Origin of the sequence: Catenulispora pinistramenti (assembly GCF_018274385.1) — a bacterium.
Lineage (GTDB): Bacteria > Actinomycetota > Actinomycetes > Streptomycetales > Catenulisporaceae > Catenulispora > Catenulispora pinistramenti.
Map to the genome: position 1 here is coordinate 43,723 of NZ_JAAFYZ010000043.1, position 15,941 is coordinate 59,663.

Consider the following 15,941-nt stretch of genomic DNA (forward strand, 5'->3'; position numbering starts at 1 on the left):
CCCAGAACGGCATCCAGGTCTCCCACGACGCGATCCACATCACGGCGATGAACGAGTCCAGCGGTGACCCGACCGCCGTCAACCTCTACGACGGGAACGCCGCCGCGGGGCACCCCTCCATCGGCCTGATGCGGACCATCCGGCCCACGTTCGACGCCTACGCCCTCGACGGCCACCGCGACATCTACAACCCGGTGGACAACATCGTCGCCGCGGTCCGCTATGCCACGGCCACATATGGTTCCCCGGAAGAAGCCGTCGCGAGTGAGTGCGGCGGATCGTGCTGGCGCGGCTACTGATCCTGGAGCAGTCCCCGCAGGGGCGTGGCTGGCGTATCGGTTGCGTGAAGGATTCTCGGACGATGTGGTTCCCGGTGCCGGCCGCTGCCCGGGCAACCGTCGATCGATGTCGCACAGATCAGGGGCGCGGCCCCGTCTCCCACGACGATCCCGGTTCCACCACGCACGCCCGGAACGTGGGGCTGGTCTCGGCCGCGGCCTCGATGCCGGCCAGCACAGTTCGGCGGACCTCGCAGGCTTCGAACAGTGGGTGGTGTGGGGTGTCCTGGACCCGGATGCCGATGTTCGCACCTTCGACGATCAGTCCGCGAACCGTGGCGTCGGCTTCGCCCTCGATCTGAAGCCCCGTCATCCCCGCGGCTTCGACCGCCGTGCCGCCGTCCAGTCGGAGTATCGCGCTGCCGGTGAGCCGGATTCCGTGCTCGGGCGTGCCGACGATCTTGCCGCCGTGGATCCACGCATGGACCGTGCCTGCGAAATGAACCGCGGTGCGGGCGCAGTCGCGGATCTCGGAGTCGACGATGTCGACCGAGGCGGATTCGGCGGCGTAGACGCCGAATCCGCCGGGATGCGTGATCGAACAGCCCGTGACGTTGAGCTTCGCAGTGCCCTGTGCCGCAGCGCCGCTGCTGCCGACCGCTTCGATCCGGCAGTCGTCGAGCACGATGGTGCCGGCCGCGTTTCCGGTGACGCCCGCGCCGCCGCATCGGCTGATGACCGTTCCGGTCAGCTCGACCGTGGCTTCGCCGGCAGTGTGGACCGCGTCGGTGGACAGGTCGCGGAGCCGGGAATCGTGGACCTTCACTACGGCGCGGCCGTCGGCGAGGATCCCGGCTCCGGACTCCGCGAGTTCGCAGTCCGTCAGGATCATGGCCCCACCCGTGACGTCGGCCGCGGCCCCGGTGGCGCGCAGGACCACGACGCCGGTCGCCTCGACGGTCGCGGTCTGAGACACCGCGATCGCCGAGCCGTCGATGTCCCGCAGGACGCAGCCGGCCAGGCGCACGGTCGCGTCGCCCCTAGCCGCGACAGCAGGCCCGACGCATCCCTGCACACGTCCTCCGGCCAGCTCCACGACCGCCGAGTCGCCGACCCTGACGCCTCCGCCGATGACGTCGCAGTCGCGCAGCACGAGGCGGCCGCCGGAGACGACGACGGCCGCGTGATCCGGACGGGGTTCCCGGACCGTCAGTCCGTGGACGGTGGCCTGGCCGCTTCGCACATGGATCGCCGGGCCGTCCAGCGGACTCAACTCGACAGCCCCGTCCGCGACGAGGGTGACGTCCCGGTCCAGGATGAGGTCTTCCTGGTAGACGCCCGCAGCTATGGTGATCACCGCGCCGTCCTGCGCACCGCGGATCGCCGCGCTGATCGTCCGGCGCGCGCCGTATCCGTGGTCATGCGAGATGGTGGTCGGGACTTGAGAGTCGGTCGTCGCGAGCTGCTCCAGAGCTGCCTCGCCGCGCGCATTGGTTACGAAGCATGCGCCATCAGGTGCGGCGGCGCGGCGGGCAGGTAGGTTGCCTGGCAAAGACGTCGACGACTTTCCAGACCCGTTGGCGGCCGGCTCCCCGCGCGCCGCGATCGATCCCGGTGCTGCTTCCTTCGGATGCACGGCCGGCTCACTGAACGTCCGTTCTTCCTCCGCCATATTTGCTAACACGTTCAGGGCCGCGGATTGCTTCGATGCTCAGTCCGCGAGCAGGCCGCGCAGCGCGCGCTTGGCGTAGTAGCTGCGAGACCGGACAGTGCCGATGGGCACGTTCAGCCGCGCGGCGATCTCATCGGCGGGCCGGTCCCGGATGTAGAGCTCGACCATCACGTAACGGTGTTCCGGCGACAGCGCGAGCAAAGCGGTGCGCAGCTCTTCGGCGTGCAAGAGGTTGCCGATGACGTCATCGGCCGCCGGCCCGGCCCCGGCGTCGTCCATGGCGACCTCTGCCGGGCGTGCCTTCCTGGCCCGGTGCGCGTCGATGACCAGGCGGCGGGCCACCGTGTAGAGCCACGGCCTCAGGTTCTCCGGATCGGCGTCCTCGTGCGCGCCGAGATACTGCCAGGCCCGGGTGAAGGTCTCCTGCACGATGTCCTCGGCCGAGACGTGGTTCCCGACGTTGGTCTTGGCGACGTAGCCGAGCAGTCGCTGGCGGTGCAGCCGGTCCAACAGCTCCAACCGGTCTTCGAGGGTGTGCTCGGGTCCGCTCCCGCAGCGTTGTGTCAGCACGTTATCGCCTCCTACGTCGTCGTCTGCTTCTGAGGCTCCTCGACGGGGAGTGCGCGGGCCATCGTTGAATCGAGTGATTCAGTCCGGCGCGTCACCGCCTCCCGACACCGATTTGTTCGACAGACCGCCAGGTCCGCACGCTCCCGACCAAGGCTGCCGCGCGCGACCTCTCAGGGGACGGCTGACACCTGGCCGGACCTTCGACGAACGGGCCGCCGACCGCGGAAACGGTATTTTGATCGGGGGCGACGCCGGGCGTGCAAAGTCACATCTTGTCACCGAACTCGCATGCCAGGTGGCAGATCAGGGCTTGACGACGTTCGTCGGACGCGGGGAACGACTGATGCGGACTTTCGGCTTCGCTCCGCTGCGGATGCGCCGGGAGGCATCACGAGCGGGCGCTGGATCCGGACCGGGCCCGAGTGATCGCCCAGCGGCGAAACAACAGCCCGCGAGGTGCGTCTCAGGCCGACGGCTCCGAGCCTCCGCGAGGCTTGACCGGATCACGGCCGGCGTCGGCCCGGAACCCGGCGGCTCGGGCGATGTCCAGCCGCGACCGCAGTCCGAGCTTGTCGCGGATGCGTGCCAGGTGCGTCTGAACCGTGTTCTGGCTCAGGAACAACTCTTCGGCGATGGCCCGGTTCGACAGCCCACGCGCCACCAACCGCACCACCCGGAACTCTGCGGGCGTCAGCGCAGCCCACCCGCTCGCGGGCTGGTCCGCGGGCGTCCGTCGGCGAATCCTGTGCTGCTGAAGCCGAGCGTCCGCGCGGGCGACATCCCACGCCGCGCCGACACAGGCATAGACCTGGACCGCTTGCTGAAGTGCCCGCCCCGCTGCCCGGCGGTCGCCGGCCTCGGCCAGGCAGACGGCTGCTTCTTCGAGTGCGAAGGCCTGCTGCGCGATCGCCCCGTGTTCCGACAGCCGGCTGGCTGCCGCAGTGAGGCCCGCGGCATCGCGCTCCACAACGGCCCGAACCAGAGCGGCCATGGCGATCTGGACCGGTAGCAGCTCATCGTCGGCTACCCGCTGGCAGTCCTCGACGATGCTGTCGGCGTCACCACCTGTGGCCCGACAGAGCCGGACGACGTGCTCGGCCCCGTAGAGCCGGCTCGGCGGCCTTCCCAACGCCTCGGCCAAGGCCCGACGCCGCAGATCCAGCGCCTCTTCAAGATGCCCATCCGTCTCGGCCTGGATCGCCAGCGGCTCCCAATGCGTTCGCAGGGCGGTGTGGACTGCGCGCTGGCTCGGACGCTGGGCCCGTCGAGCAGCCACGGTTGCCGCGACCCGGGGATCAAGTGCCGACGCGGCGTCCCACTGGCCGATCGCGTAAGCCGCCCAACCTGCAGCGGCCTGGATCCGATCGAGAAGGCCGCTGTCGGCGACGGCGAGGATTGCGGGCGTCTCACCCAGGACTCCCGGCACCGCGTCGGGCGGTCCGATCTGCGGGAGAAGTTCGAGAAGATCACAGTGGAGCAGGGCACGGAGCTCGCGGCCTTCGGCGGTGTCCGCCAGCGCGTCGCGAACGGCGACGATGTCGGGCTGGACTCGGACTCCCCGGCCAGTCCGCACCAAGGCGTGCGCGAGCGCCGCCACCGCGGAGTCATCACCCTGATCAACGGCGATCTCCTCGATGTCCGCGCGGGCGGCAGCCGTGGCGCCGGCGGCCACGAGAGCCAGAGCCCGCCAGGCCCTGATGTGCGGATCGCCGCTTCCCGCGCTGAGCACCAGCGCGTCGTCGGGCCGCTCAGTACGTATCAGAGCCCGGATGGCGAGCCGCGTCAGCTTGTCGTCCTCAACCCGGGAGTCGCCGTCCCACTCCGTAGCAGTCCGAACCACTGCCTCGTAGTCGCCCTGCCAGTAGTCGGTGATGGCGCTCCGCGGGTCGGCCGGTGCCATGTGCAAGACACCGGAGAACAGCGCCGGATCGTCCAGCAGTGTCGACTCCGTGAGCCCGGCGCGCCATTCCACTGCATCGGGCGACAACTCGCCCGCCGCGCGGACATGGTGGGCGATGGTCAGCGGCCGGGCGCCGTCGGCGAGCAGCCGTGCCACTGCGGCTTGGTGTGACGTCCGGCGCTGAGGCGCCGACAGCGCCCGAACACAGGCGTCCCGCAGCACTTCATGACGGAAGACGAGGCGGTCGCCCTCGGTGCGCAGGATCCCCAGGTGGGTCGCGCTCGACAGGGCGGCGGCGACCGTCGGCAGCGCGAGGCCACCGGCATGGGCGACATCGGCCGCGTCGAATCGCGCGGGGGCCAGCGCCGCCTCGCGGACGACCGCTCGCTCAGCCGCCGAGAGGCCCCGGCACGCGTGCGCCGCGAGAATCGCCGCGGAATCCGCGGCGCTGCCTGAGAGCTCGACTCGTTTTCCCGTCCGGCTGAGCAGGCCCAGGAAGTCGAGCCCTGAGAGCATCCCGACCGCGGCCCCGGGATTCCCCTGGAGCGCTTTGAGATACCGGACCAGCCGAGGCCCCGGCGCGCGTCCGAGATGGTGTTCGGCCAGTGTGACCAGTTCCGCGTCCTGGAGCGGACGCAAGGACAGAATCTCACCACCGTGGTCGTGTACTGATTCGCGGAGCTGGCTGAGGCGTTCCCGGTACGGCCGTAGCGAGCAAGTGCTCACCAGCAGGACCGGCAGTCGACGGGCCATCTTGGAGAGCTGGCTCCAGGCGAGCAGACTCGACTCTTCAGCAAGGTGCAGATCATCGGCCACCAGAACGACGGGGCCCTCGGCGCAGACCGCCGCCATCGCCGCCCCGAGACGGTCGACGGCCTCCGCGACCGACCCGAACTGTCCGAGCCGGCAGCCCGACAGCTCCGCCAACGCTGCGAGCGGGACCTCATCCGAGCCGAGCGACTTGATGCGCACGGGCAGTCCGGAGCGGGTAGCCAGCGTGGCCAACGCGGTCGCGACGGCAGACTTCCCCATCCCGGCGTCCCCCTCGACCCAGACCGCTGCGCCGGTCCGCGTCTGATGGAGGTGACGGAGCAGCGCGTCGAACGCCGCGAGCTCGCGGCCCCGACCGACAAGCGCCTCTATGCCTCCCACCGCGCGACCTTAGGAGCCGGCCGCGATCAGGAGCACATCCCACCGCCCCTGAACCACGGCGTAGAGCCGGACCTGGTCCGGCGGCAGCGGTACCGTCCCGGCGATCGTCTGCGGATCATCGGCCGCGACACCATGAGCCGCCACGTACTCACGGCCATCCGCCCCGATCGCCAGCAGATCGAACGCCACGCCGGCCCGCATCCCGACGGCGACGGCCCGCACCCGCGTACCGACGCCGTCCGAGCTCGCCGAGACAGTGAGCTGCTGTTGCCCGGCCGGCACCGGCGAAGCGGTGAGGGAGATGCCTTCGACAGCCTCCGGAGGCACCCGAGCCAGCGCGACGGCGACCGCGCTCGCCTCGTCAGCCTCCACCCGGCAGTCCTCGCACCCCAACAGGTGCCTCTCGAAAGCGCGCTCGTCGTCGGCAGTGAGCGCCCCGGTCAGGTATGAGTCGATCTGCTCGCCCACGTGCGAGTGCCCTGATCCCATGGCGTCGTTCTCCTCAGCGCGGTCGTTCGAAGGCTACCTCTCTATATCGGATGGCGGACCGAACTGCTTCGACCGATCTCACATCGGTCGCCGAGCGGCTGTTCGTGGTCTGTGCGGAGGCTGTCGTCGCCCTCGATGTGACGCCGGTCGAATCGTGTGGGGCTCGGAAATACGAATTGGGAGTTGACCTGTGGCCCTCTTACGTGGAGAGCGAGGTGTGGTCAGTCGGCGATCTGGTACTCGTGGGTGAGTCCGCCGAGGATGGCCTTCCGGCGGATCCGGTAGTCCGCCAGGTTGATCGGGGTTGGCTGTCCGGTTTCCGCTTGGGCTGGAGTCAACTGGCTGAGTGCGCGGTGCGGCCTGGACTTGTTTCGGTGTGCCAGGTAGGTGGTCAGGGTTCGGCGTAGGTGCTCTTCGTTGATGATCAGCATCCGGTCGAGCAGCTCGCGGCGTAGCTCCCCGATGGCCCTTTCGCAGATCGCGTTAGCTCGAGGAGCCCGGGCCGGGTTCTTCAGGATGCGGATTCCTTCGTCGGCAAACACGGCGTCGAAGCTGTCGGTGAATTTGGCGTCGCGATCTCTGATCAGGAACTTGAACTTCCTTCCGCGCTCAGCCAGGTCCATCGGGACGTTGCGGGCGGCCTGGGCCGTCCACTCTCCGCTCGGATGGGCGGTCACCCCGGCCAGGTGGGCCCGGCGGGTCCCGTGCTCGATGATGATCATGGCGTACAGGCGTTTCAGGCCGATCGTGTCCACATGCACGAAGTCGATGGCGAGAATGCCGTGGGCTTGAGCGGTGAGGAACTGCTTCCACGTCGGGCCTGACCGCCGTGGCGCCGGATCCAACCCGGCCTGGTGCAGGATCTCCCACACCGTCGAGGCAGCGATCTGGTGGCCGAGCTTGACCAGCTCGCCCTGGATTCGGCGGTGGCCCCACATCGGATTGTCCTTCGCCATCGTCAGCATGAGCTTCTTGACCGCCGCAGCCGTCGGCGGCCTGCCGGGTTTTCGCCGGGCGCTGTAGTCCCACTTGCGGGCAACCAGCCGGCGGTGCCAGGCCAACAGCGTCGCCGGACTGACCGGGAACACCTCAGCCCATCGCCGACGCGGGATCAACGATGACAGCGCCGCGAACCAGAACCGGTCGGCCGGCTCGTAGCGAACCCTGATGATCTGACGACGCAGGATGGCGTTCTCGTGGCGTAGCACCAGCAGCTCAGCGTCCTTGGACACGTCACGGCGGAACAAGACCGCCACGGAACCCAGGACACGGCGCGTTACACGGTACGCAAAAGACAGGAACGTCGAGCCAGGATCGCAGCCCGGCACTCCGAAGCCGCACGTACCCGGGTCACAGGCGTCATCGTATTACCGAGCCCTACAGGGTCTATCGGCAGACGGCACGGCATCGGCACGTGCCGGACAGCTGCTGGACGACGACGAGGGTGCTGACTCGGCGGCGCGCAGTCGCTGGCGAAGCTCCGCGATCTCGGCGGCGAGTATGGCGTTGTGTTCCAGCGCTACATCCAGCCGGATACGTAGCTCGGCGGGGTCGTCCCAGACCCAGTCGTCCATGCTCCTTATGATCCCCGCGACGGCCGTGACGAGTCAGCAGAACGATGCTGGCGCCACTGGCACGTCTTGCGGCGGCACGGCTGAACTGTTCAGAACTCGTACCGCTCGACCCAGTAGTGCCAGTCCGCCACTGCCTCCACGGTGGCCTAGTCCTCAGCGTGGACGACGTCGAGCTGGGCCAGCGGCACGGCGAGGCTGTCCGAGGCCCGATGGCCCCAGCGGATCGCGACGTACATCTCATGCTCGCATTCGTCCTCATCCGCCATCGCGATGACGTCGACTTCGTCGCCGATCTGTAGCGGGGAAGCCTGCCTTCTGATCCGGCAGGTGGCGATGAACGGGAACACCAGGTGATCCTGAAGGTAGTAGTACCAGCTCATCGCCTGCTCTTCAGGACCGTACGCATCCACGACGATCTCATTGGCGATCCGTTGTTCCCGGGCCTCCTCGCGTGGCGGAGTCCTGGACGTACCGCTGCGCGTGCTCACCGCTGCTCCTGTTCGGGAACGTAGGGGATGATCCCGACCCGAGCCAGCTCGTGCTGTACCGGCACCGGCAGCGAACGGGCATCCATGATCAGGCCGTCTACCTCGACGAGCCAGGACATGAGATTCTTCTCGATCATGTCCGCGCGGATGAACTCCTCATGGAACCTGCCGATACCGAACAGGTCCCGGATCAACGCGCCCTTGTTGCCCATCGTCGTCTGCTTCACACCGAGCAATTCGGCAAGCCGCTCCATCTTCAGATGCGGCGTCTGAGCCGGGTCCGCCAGGAAGTTCACCCAGCCGATCGTGTGCACGATCCCGGCGGCCCAGATGCGGCGGTCCCCACGGAGCAGCGGCGAAGGGTGCTTGCGGGCGAGCTTCACCGCCAGAGCCCGACACAGCCCCGCGTACTCGGCGTCCAGATGCTCGGCACAGAACGCGTCGGTGATCTCGACGATATCCGCGACCACGGGCAGCGCTGGCGCCGGCACGCGCTGCGCCTTCAACCAGGAAGCGACCTGTTCCTCCACCCCAACACCCATCACGACGGCTGCTCACACGGAATGACTGTCAGCTCCACTCTATTCGGCGGTCCTTCGCGCCGGGGCGCTATCACCGAACACCAAATACGGCGCGTCAGGAACCGGGAGCAGCCTTCGAGTGGTTTCTCGGTGACCATGTGGGTTTGTTTCCTACGTTCAGGCCGCGTGCGGGTGTCGGTGTTCGGTGTTCGGTGTTCGGTGTTTAGGAACCCTGCGTCGCCACGCGGGAGGGGGGCGGGTCGTCCGAGGAATTGGAGGCGATCACAATGTGTGTGGAGGCCGGGTGTACAGGCGGCACATCGTGGGCGGTCACTGCCGTGGCGGCGATGACCGTCAGCGTGGCGAGGGCGGCGAGGAGTCGGGCGGCAGAAACAGTCGAACGCACCATGAGTTTCCCCTGTTCGAAGGTTGTGTGTGCTCTGTTGCGTTTGATGTTGCTGGAGACCTCTCCTCTTTCATTCCTCCGGCGTTACCGCGGATACACGTAGCCGGGGATCCGGCCGAAACCGCAGGCTGGCCTGGGGAGTTCCCGGCGATTGCGTTCGTCATACGATCTGCCGCTGTAGTACTTTCCGGCGCTCCAGTTCTTGCACGATCAAGTCGAACTCGGACCTTTCCATCAGGTCGCGAAGCGTCAGCAGCCCACCCAGTTCGGTGGCCACTTTGACCATTCCGATCGATGTGCCGCCGAGATCGTAGAAGTTGTCCGTCGCCTTGATGTCATGGACCTGTACGCCCAACACCTTCGCCCAGGCCTGGCCGACGACAAGCTCAGCCCATTGCCGCTGCTGTCTCCGTGACGTTGGGGGCTCGGCGGCGGGCATCGGGACCGGATCCGTCGATGGGGGCGCCGGCTCGGGCAGTGCGGCCCGGTCCAGTTTCCCGTTCGCTGTCAGCGGGAGCTGGTCCAACTGCAGGAGATGGCTGGGCACTGCCGCCGGGGGCAGGATGCGGCCCAGGTGTTCCCGCAGCGTCGCGAGAGCGACGGGGGCCGGGCCGACCACGTAACCGTACAAGAGGTTCTCGGCTTCGGACGTTCTGCGCGCGATCGCGACGGCCGCGGTGACTCCGGCGTAGTCCCTCAGGGCGTTCTCGATCTCGCCGAGCTCTATCCGTACGCCGCGGATCTTGACTTGGTCGTCGTTGCGGCCCAGGTACTCGAACGTTCCGTCAGGCAGCAGGCGGGCCAGGTCGCCGGTGCGATAGATCCGGCTCTCGCCGGGGAAGGGATGGTCGACGAAGCGTTCCCGCGTCAGCTCCGGGCGCCGGAGATAACCGCGAGCCAGGCCGACCCCCGCGATGCACAATTCGCCGGCGCCGCCGGGCGGGACAGGGCTGAGGTCCTGGCTGAGGACGTACAGCCGGATGTTGTCGATGGGTCTGCCGAGGGGGACGAGTTCGGGCTCCCGGTCCGAGCAGGCGTGATGGGTGACGTCGATCGCCGCTTCGGTCGGTCCGTAGAGGTTGACGAGTGCGGGGGCGGACAGGCCCAGAGCGGAGTGGAATCTGCGGACTTGGTGGGTTGTCAGCGCCTCGCCGCTGGTGAAGACCTGCCGGAGCGAGCTCATCCGGTCCAGCCGGTCGCCGGTCGCCTCCAGGTAGTCCAGGAAGACGTGCAGCATCGAGGGTACGAAGTGCAGGGTGGTGACATGCCGCGAGGTGATCGTCGAGGCGATCGTATCGGGGTCCTTCTCGCCCCCCGGTTCCAGCAGGTGCACACTGGCCCCGGGGATCAGCCACCAGAAGAGCTCCCAGCCTGACACATCGAACGCGATGGGCGTCTTCTGGAGGATGACGTCGTCGCTGCCGAGCGGATAGGCCCGTTGCATCCACAGCAGCCGGTTCACCACCGCCCGATGCTCGACCATCACACCCTTCGGGTTGCCGGTGGAGCCCGATGTGTAGATCACGTAGGCCACGTCGCCGCTGTCGAGGTCCTGCCCGAGAGCGCTGTGGTCACTGGCGTAGGAAGAGGGCGAGAACGGGTCGATGACAGTCGAGGCGCCGGGCCCGGGCGGGATCGAGCCCGGTCGGGCCAGCACCACCTTGGCCGCGCAGTCGTCGAGTATGTACCGGATCCGTGCCGCGGGATATGACAGGTCCACGGGTACGTAGGCTGCCCCCGCCTTGAGGACGGCGACGATCGAGACGAGCATCTCCAGTGACCGCTCGACCGCCACGGCTACGAGGTCGCCCCCGGCGACGCCGTTCTCCTGGAGTCCTCGGGCGAGTTGGTTGGCTCTGCGATCCAGCTCTCCGTAGGTCAGCGCGCCTTCGCGGCTCGTCACGGCCGTGCGGTCGGGTTGGGCCGACACCTGGGCGGCCAGGAATCCCTCGATCCGCATGCGGTCGTCGAATTCCACTACTGGCCCGGCGACTGAGCAGTGCCGGAGCTTGTCGGCCGTCGAGTCTGTGGATGCGGGCATTGCGATGGTCCTTTCCCCCAAGCGCTATGGGATGTGCTGTTTGTCAGAGAGCTGCGATTCGTGACCGGACGACGTCGATGAGCGCTCTGGGGTTATCTGTCAGATACATGTGCCCGCCTGGCTGGAGAACCAGCTCGAAGTCGGCCGTGGTGACCTCTGCCCACTGTTCGCACTCCGCCGTGTCGATCAGCGGATCCTTGTCCCCGCGCAGTGCCGTCACCGCTATCTGTAGCTTCTCGTCCGAGAGCGGCTTATAGCGCTCGTGCATCGTGACGTCGATGCGTAGCGGCGGCAGCAGCATTTCGCGCAGGTCCGGGTCGCCGAAGGCCGGGTGGCTGTAACCGACGGCGTCCGCGACGCACGTGATGAACTCCTCGTCGGGCAGGTCCGCGGCCCCGAATCCCTGCTTGCAGGCCGGACCGCTCACCCCGCTCACGAACAGGCTGCGCAGCGGGAGTGAGGTTCCGGCCAGCCGGCGCGACGTTTCGAAGGCGAGCAGCGCGCCGACGCTGTGCCCGAAGAGGTGGACGTGGTCCATGGGATGCGCCGCCTGGTGCTCCTGGAGCCATAGGGCGGCCGCCTCCACCACCTCGGCCATGCTTTCCAGCGGCGGTTCCAGGAAACGCTTCTCGCGGCCGGGCAGAGGTATGCCGACGATGTCGAGATCCGGTGCACCCAGCTTTCGCCAGGATGCGAAGAAGGAGGCGCCGGCTCCCGCATGCGGGAAACAGTAGAGTCGGTGTGGGGCCATCTTGCTCAGTCTCATTTCGTTTCGGCCGCCTCGGCTCCGGACCTATCCGGTTGTGGCGTGCTGTGTCTCGTCCAACAATTGCGCGACGGTGTCGGCGAGAAGGATCTTGCGACTGGTTATCGCCAGGCCGAGTTGTCGGCACTGCGCGGCCACCTTCATCGCGCCGATCGAGTTCCCACCGAGGTCGAAGAAGTTGTCGTGCGGTGCTACCGCAGGGATCTCCAGCACTTCGGCCCAGATCCGGCATACCGCCTCGAGAAGTGAGCTGTCCTCGGCGTCCTGGTTCGGGCCCGCTCGCAGCACGGCTACCTCCGGCAGCCGTGCTGCGAGCGCCTCGGGTACGGCCGAGGTCTCGGGCGCCGCCCCGGAGCCCGTGACCACGAACGCGGTCAGACGCTCGTTGCGCGCCATCACCACCGCGGCGGCACGCACGTACGGCAGTTGTTCGAGGTGAGCCTGCACCTCGGACGGTTCCAGGTGCCCATCCTCGTCAAGGGTGGCTACGTCACCGGCGCGGTGAAGGAGCTCGTGCCCGCCACCGGCCGCGCCGCCGATGAGCAGGACGCCGGGGCCGGCCAGCCCCGCCTTCCCGTCCAGTGCCGAGGCCAGGGCCTGGATCTGCGGTGGTGTCAGCCGGACCAGGTGCAGCCCGGGGTCCTGAATCAGCCGTGCGAGTTGCTCCGGCGGCGATCCCGGCGCGGCGAGTCTGAGGGTGCCGCCAGTGGCCAGGGGGAGGAACAGCCCGGTAAAGGAGAAGTCGAAGCTGAGCGAGCGGGGCAGCAGGCTGTTGACCGGCCCGGGGCGAAACACCGTGGCCGCGATGCCGCCCAGGTGGTTCGCCAAGCCGCGGTGCTCGATCGTCACGCTCTTTGGCCGGCTCGTTGAACCGGAAGGGTAGATGACGTAGGCCGGCTCCCCGGGTCGCGGCCTTGAGCGACCAGCCGCTGCCGCGCTGGCGGCCGGTGCGGGCGATGGTGCCGGCCAGCCGTTTGCCTCGGGCGCGTCGAGAGCCACTACGACCGCGTCGAGTTCCGGCAGCCGGTCCGCCTGAACCCGCGCGGTGAGCAGCACCGCGGGTGCGGCGTCAGTCAGCATGCGCACCAGGGAGTCGGTCGGGTACTGCGGATCCAGGGCTAGGAAGGCGCCGCCCGCCTTCCACACCGAGAGCAGCGCGGCGATCAGCGTCGGAGAGTGTTCCAGGCACACGCCGACCAAGACGCCGGGGCGCACTCCGAGGCCACGAAGGCGGTGTGCCCACGCCTCGGCCAGGGCCTCGAGCGCGGCGTAGGAAAGCTGTGCGTCATCGGCGATGACCGCGACAGCGTCGGGGGTCCGCGCCGCCTGCCGCTCGAACAGCTCGGACACGCAGACGTCGGGGGAGAAGGATCCCTCGTCCGCGCCAGCGGACTCGGCCGCGCGCCGCGTGCGGATCGTCCCCGAGGACTTCTCGAACTCGCGGACCGGGCTTGTCACCGAGGCCCCCCGCCGCCGCCGACCGGCTCGGCCTCCGTCGCCGTGGTGCGCGCCCGGTTGTGTGCGTCGCGCACGGCCATCGACGCCACGACGACGGCGGAGCGAGCCAGGCCGTGCATGTCGTGCAGCTCCGAATTGCGTGCGTCGGGCAGCAACGCCGCCGCGCTCGCGGCGGTATCGATGAGATAGCTCGCGGCCCGCGGCAGCATGCCCGCCGCCGAGCCGTATTCCTGATCGACCAGCTGTTTGGCTTCGGCCAGCAGGTGCGCGACCCGTTCGCCGACCGGCTCGGCCGGTCGTTCGATGGGCGGGCACCAGTGTGCGGTTGCAGTCTCCATGGATCGGCTTCACATCCCGACTCGAAAGTTCCGTGTTCCGGACGATGCACTTCCAGCCACTGTCCTGTGCCCCGGTTTTCATGTGCTTTCCGAGCTATATCGGCCGCCAGGCCCCGGCCTGGCGCACCGCATCGCCGCACCGCCGGCAGCGAAAAGGATTCGAAACCACTCGCAAAGCGCGGCGCTTCATATTCGGCTTGGCGGTCGGTACGGCCGGCCGCCGGCCGCCGAACCGAACGGGAGGGGACGACTTTCGCCGGAACCCAGCCGCCGTTCGCCGTCGCCCCCGCTCCCCACCGCCGTAGTGAAAGGTCCGGACCATGTCAGAGATCGACCCTGAATCCCAGGACGCGTATCAGTTGTCGGTGCTTCAGACCGGACTGCTCTATGAGGAAATGGGCATCGAGGCGGCCTCGGCGCGTCCGTACATCATCCAGCAGATCGACAGCTACACCGGTCGCGCTGATATCGACGCGGTGATCGGCGCCTACGAAGCCCTCGTGAGTCGGCATCCGATCCTCCGAACGGGCTTCGTGTGGGACGGGGATGAGCCCCGGCAGTTCGTCCGCGCGCGTGCGGACCTGCCGGTCACCCGGCTCGACTGGTCCTCGGTCCCCGCGCAGCGCTGCGAGCAGCAGCTTGCCGCGCTGGTGGACGAGGACCGCCGTACGCCCTTCGACATGGCGTGCGCCCCGCTGGCGCGGCTGACTGTGGTCACCATGCCCGGGGATGAGCTGCGGACGCTGTTCAGCATCCACCACATCCTCGTGGACGACTGGGCCTGGGCGGTTCTGGAGGCGGAGTTCGACATCTTCTACCGGGCCGCGGTCGCCGGCGGCGAGCCGGAGCTCCCGCCCGCTCCGTCCTTCGGTGACTACGTCCGGTGGCAGTCCGGCGTGCGTGCGGCGCCGAGTGCGGAGAAGCGGTTCTTCTGGCGCGACTACCTCGCCGGGGCGCCCGAGGCCTGGCCGCTCGGCCTCGGCGCGGCGCCCGCCGACGCGCCGTTCGTGCGTGCGCGTGCGTGTCTGAGCACGGAGGAGACGGCCCAGCTGGAGGGATTCGCCCGCGCGGCCCGCGTCTCGCTCAACACGGTGGTCAACGCCGCCTGGGCGCTGGCGCTCTCCGTGCTGACCGGAACCGACGACGTCGTCTTCGGATTCACCGCGGTGAGCCGTCCGGACGCGGTGGTGGACGCGGAGTCGCTGGTCGGCCCATGTCTCAGTACCCTGCCACTGCGTGTGGTCGTCGACCGCGCCAAGCCGATGCGCGACTGGCTGCGCGAGCTCCAGGGCGGGCTGATCGACCTCTGGGACGACGAGGCGCTGCCGGTGCTGGACACCGGGGCGCTGGCGCGGCGCAAGAGCGGGGACCGGGAGTCGATCGAGTCGATCGTGGTCGTGGAGGGTGTGCCGCGGCCCAAGGTGCACCTGCTACCCGACACGGTCAAGACCCGGATGGACTCCATCAACTGGACCGGATACCCGGTTGTGGTCGCTGCCGAACTCGGTGATGGGCTCGACCTCACCGTCACCCTCGACGGGCGCCGCGGCGACACCGCCGCGGCGCAGTCGCTGGCCGAGCGTCTCAAGCACATCCTGCTCCAGTTCACCGACCTGCAGGCCCCGGTCGGCACGGTGGACGTGCTGGATCCCGGCGAGCGTGCGGGGTTGTTGGAGTGGGGTGCCGGGCCGGCTGGGGTGTCGTCGTCGGCGGGGTTGGCGGAGCGGTTTGCGTTGCAGGTGCGTCGTACTCCGGATGCGGTTGCGGTGGAGGCTGCTGATGGCACGGCGGTGACGTATGCGGAGTTGGATGCGCGTTCTGATCGGTTGGCGTGGTTGTTGCGTGGGGCCGGGGCTGGTCCGGAGCGGTTTGTCGCGGTGGCGATGGGGCGTTCTGTGGATCTGGTGGTGGCTTTTCTTGCGGTGGTGAAGGCTGGGGCTGCTTATGTTCCGTTGCCTGCTTCGTATCCGCTTGGGCTGGCTTTGGATGTGGTTCGGGACATGGAGCCGGTCGTGTTGTTGACTGATGCGGCGTTGCGGGACGGTGAGGTGGTTTGCGGCATTGCGGAGGCGGGTTTGCCGGTTATCACGGTGGATGCCTTGGCGTGTGATTGTGATGGGGTGGGCTGTGGTTGTGATTCGGTGGTGTGGGGTTCGGAAGATGGTTTCGCGGGTCTTGATCAGGTTGCTTATGTGATGTTCACGTCTGGTTCGACGGGTGTGCCGAAGGGTGTGTCGATTAGTCAGCGGAATGTTTTGGCGTTGGTGGATGATGGTTGTTGGCGGGGT

General features: G+C 68.2%; 13 protein-coding genes. 2 read left to right on the top strand and 11 right to left on the bottom strand.

Features of this window, described 5'->3' with window-relative positions; translation table 11 throughout:
* Nucleotides 1-11: 11 nt before the first annotated feature.
* Nucleotides 12-299, top strand: a complete 288-nt coding sequence (locus KGQ19_RS15020) for a transglycosylase SLT domain-containing protein (protein ID WP_307856424.1) — start codon at nucleotides 12-14, stop codon at nucleotides 297-299.
* A gap of 118 nt (nucleotides 300-417) precedes the next feature.
* On the opposite strand, the gene KGQ19_RS15025 is transcribed toward KGQ19_RS15020, so the two are convergent.
* From KGQ19_RS15025 to KGQ19_RS15075, 11 genes are all read right to left on the bottom strand, one after another.
* Nucleotides 418-1,950 carry a right-handed parallel beta-helix repeat-containing protein gene (locus KGQ19_RS15025; protein WP_212009753.1) on the bottom strand — a complete coding sequence of 511 codons (1,533 nt, stop codon included), beginning with the start codon at nucleotides 1,948-1,950 and terminating at the stop codon, nucleotides 418-420.
* A 39-nt stretch (nucleotides 1,951-1,989) separates the two neighbouring features.
* Nucleotides 1,990-2,520, bottom strand: coding sequence for a sigma-70 family RNA polymerase sigma factor (locus KGQ19_RS15030; protein ID WP_212009754.1), 531 nt, complete (start codon nucleotides 2,518-2,520; stop codon nucleotides 1,990-1,992).
* 463 nt (nucleotides 2,521-2,983) lie between these two features.
* Nucleotides 2,984-5,572, bottom strand: coding sequence for a helix-turn-helix transcriptional regulator (locus KGQ19_RS51885; protein ID WP_212009755.1), 2,589 nt, complete (start codon nucleotides 5,570-5,572; stop codon nucleotides 2,984-2,986).
* 9 nt (nucleotides 5,573-5,581) lie between these two features.
* Nucleotides 5,582-6,061 (bottom strand): anti-sigma factor family protein, encoded by a 480-nt coding sequence (locus tag KGQ19_RS15040; RefSeq protein ID WP_212009756.1) that lies wholly within the window; start codon nucleotides 6,059-6,061, stop codon nucleotides 5,582-5,584.
* 221 nt (nucleotides 6,062-6,282) lie between these two features.
* Nucleotides 6,283-7,317: an integrase core domain-containing protein gene (locus KGQ19_RS15045; RefSeq protein WP_212009757.1), complete on the bottom strand. Its 1,035-nt coding sequence runs from the start codon at nucleotides 7,315-7,317 to the stop codon at nucleotides 6,283-6,285.
* 464 nt (nucleotides 7,318-7,781) lie between these two features.
* On the bottom strand, nucleotides 7,782-8,123 hold the full coding sequence (locus KGQ19_RS51060) for a calcium-binding protein (protein WP_212009758.1): 342 nt from the start codon (nucleotides 8,121-8,123) through the stop codon (nucleotides 7,782-7,784).
* Entirely contained in the window at nucleotides 8,120-8,653 is a 534-nt protein-coding gene (locus KGQ19_RS15055) for a DUF6398 domain-containing protein (RefSeq protein WP_212009759.1), read from the bottom strand. Before KGQ19_RS15055 ends, KGQ19_RS51060 begins: the two co-directional genes overlap by 4 nt.
* Nucleotides 8,654-9,210: 557 nt before the next feature.
* Entirely contained in the window at nucleotides 9,211-11,091 is a 1,881-nt protein-coding gene (locus KGQ19_RS15060; protein WP_212009760.1) for a non-ribosomal peptide synthetase, read from the bottom strand.
* 43 nt (nucleotides 11,092-11,134) lie between these two features.
* Nucleotides 11,135-11,842 carry a thioesterase II family protein gene (locus KGQ19_RS15065; RefSeq protein WP_212009761.1) on the bottom strand — a complete coding sequence of 236 codons (708 nt, stop codon included), beginning with the start codon at nucleotides 11,840-11,842 and terminating at the stop codon, nucleotides 11,135-11,137.
* A gap of 42 nt (nucleotides 11,843-11,884) precedes the next feature.
* On the bottom strand, nucleotides 11,885-13,315 hold the full coding sequence (locus KGQ19_RS15070) for an AMP-binding protein (RefSeq protein ID WP_212009762.1): 1,431 nt from the start codon (nucleotides 13,313-13,315) through the stop codon (nucleotides 11,885-11,887).
* Nucleotides 13,312-13,653, bottom strand: a complete 342-nt coding sequence (locus KGQ19_RS15075; protein WP_212009763.1) for a hypothetical protein — start codon at nucleotides 13,651-13,653, stop codon at nucleotides 13,312-13,314. The genes KGQ19_RS15070 and KGQ19_RS15075 overlap by 4 nt, the downstream gene beginning before the upstream one ends.
* 320 nt (nucleotides 13,654-13,973) lie before the next feature.
* Here KGQ19_RS15075 and KGQ19_RS15080 point away from each other — a divergent pair.
* On the top strand, nucleotides 13,974-15,941 hold a 1,968-nt coding region (locus tag KGQ19_RS15080), incomplete at its 3' end, for a condensation domain-containing protein (RefSeq protein WP_212009764.1).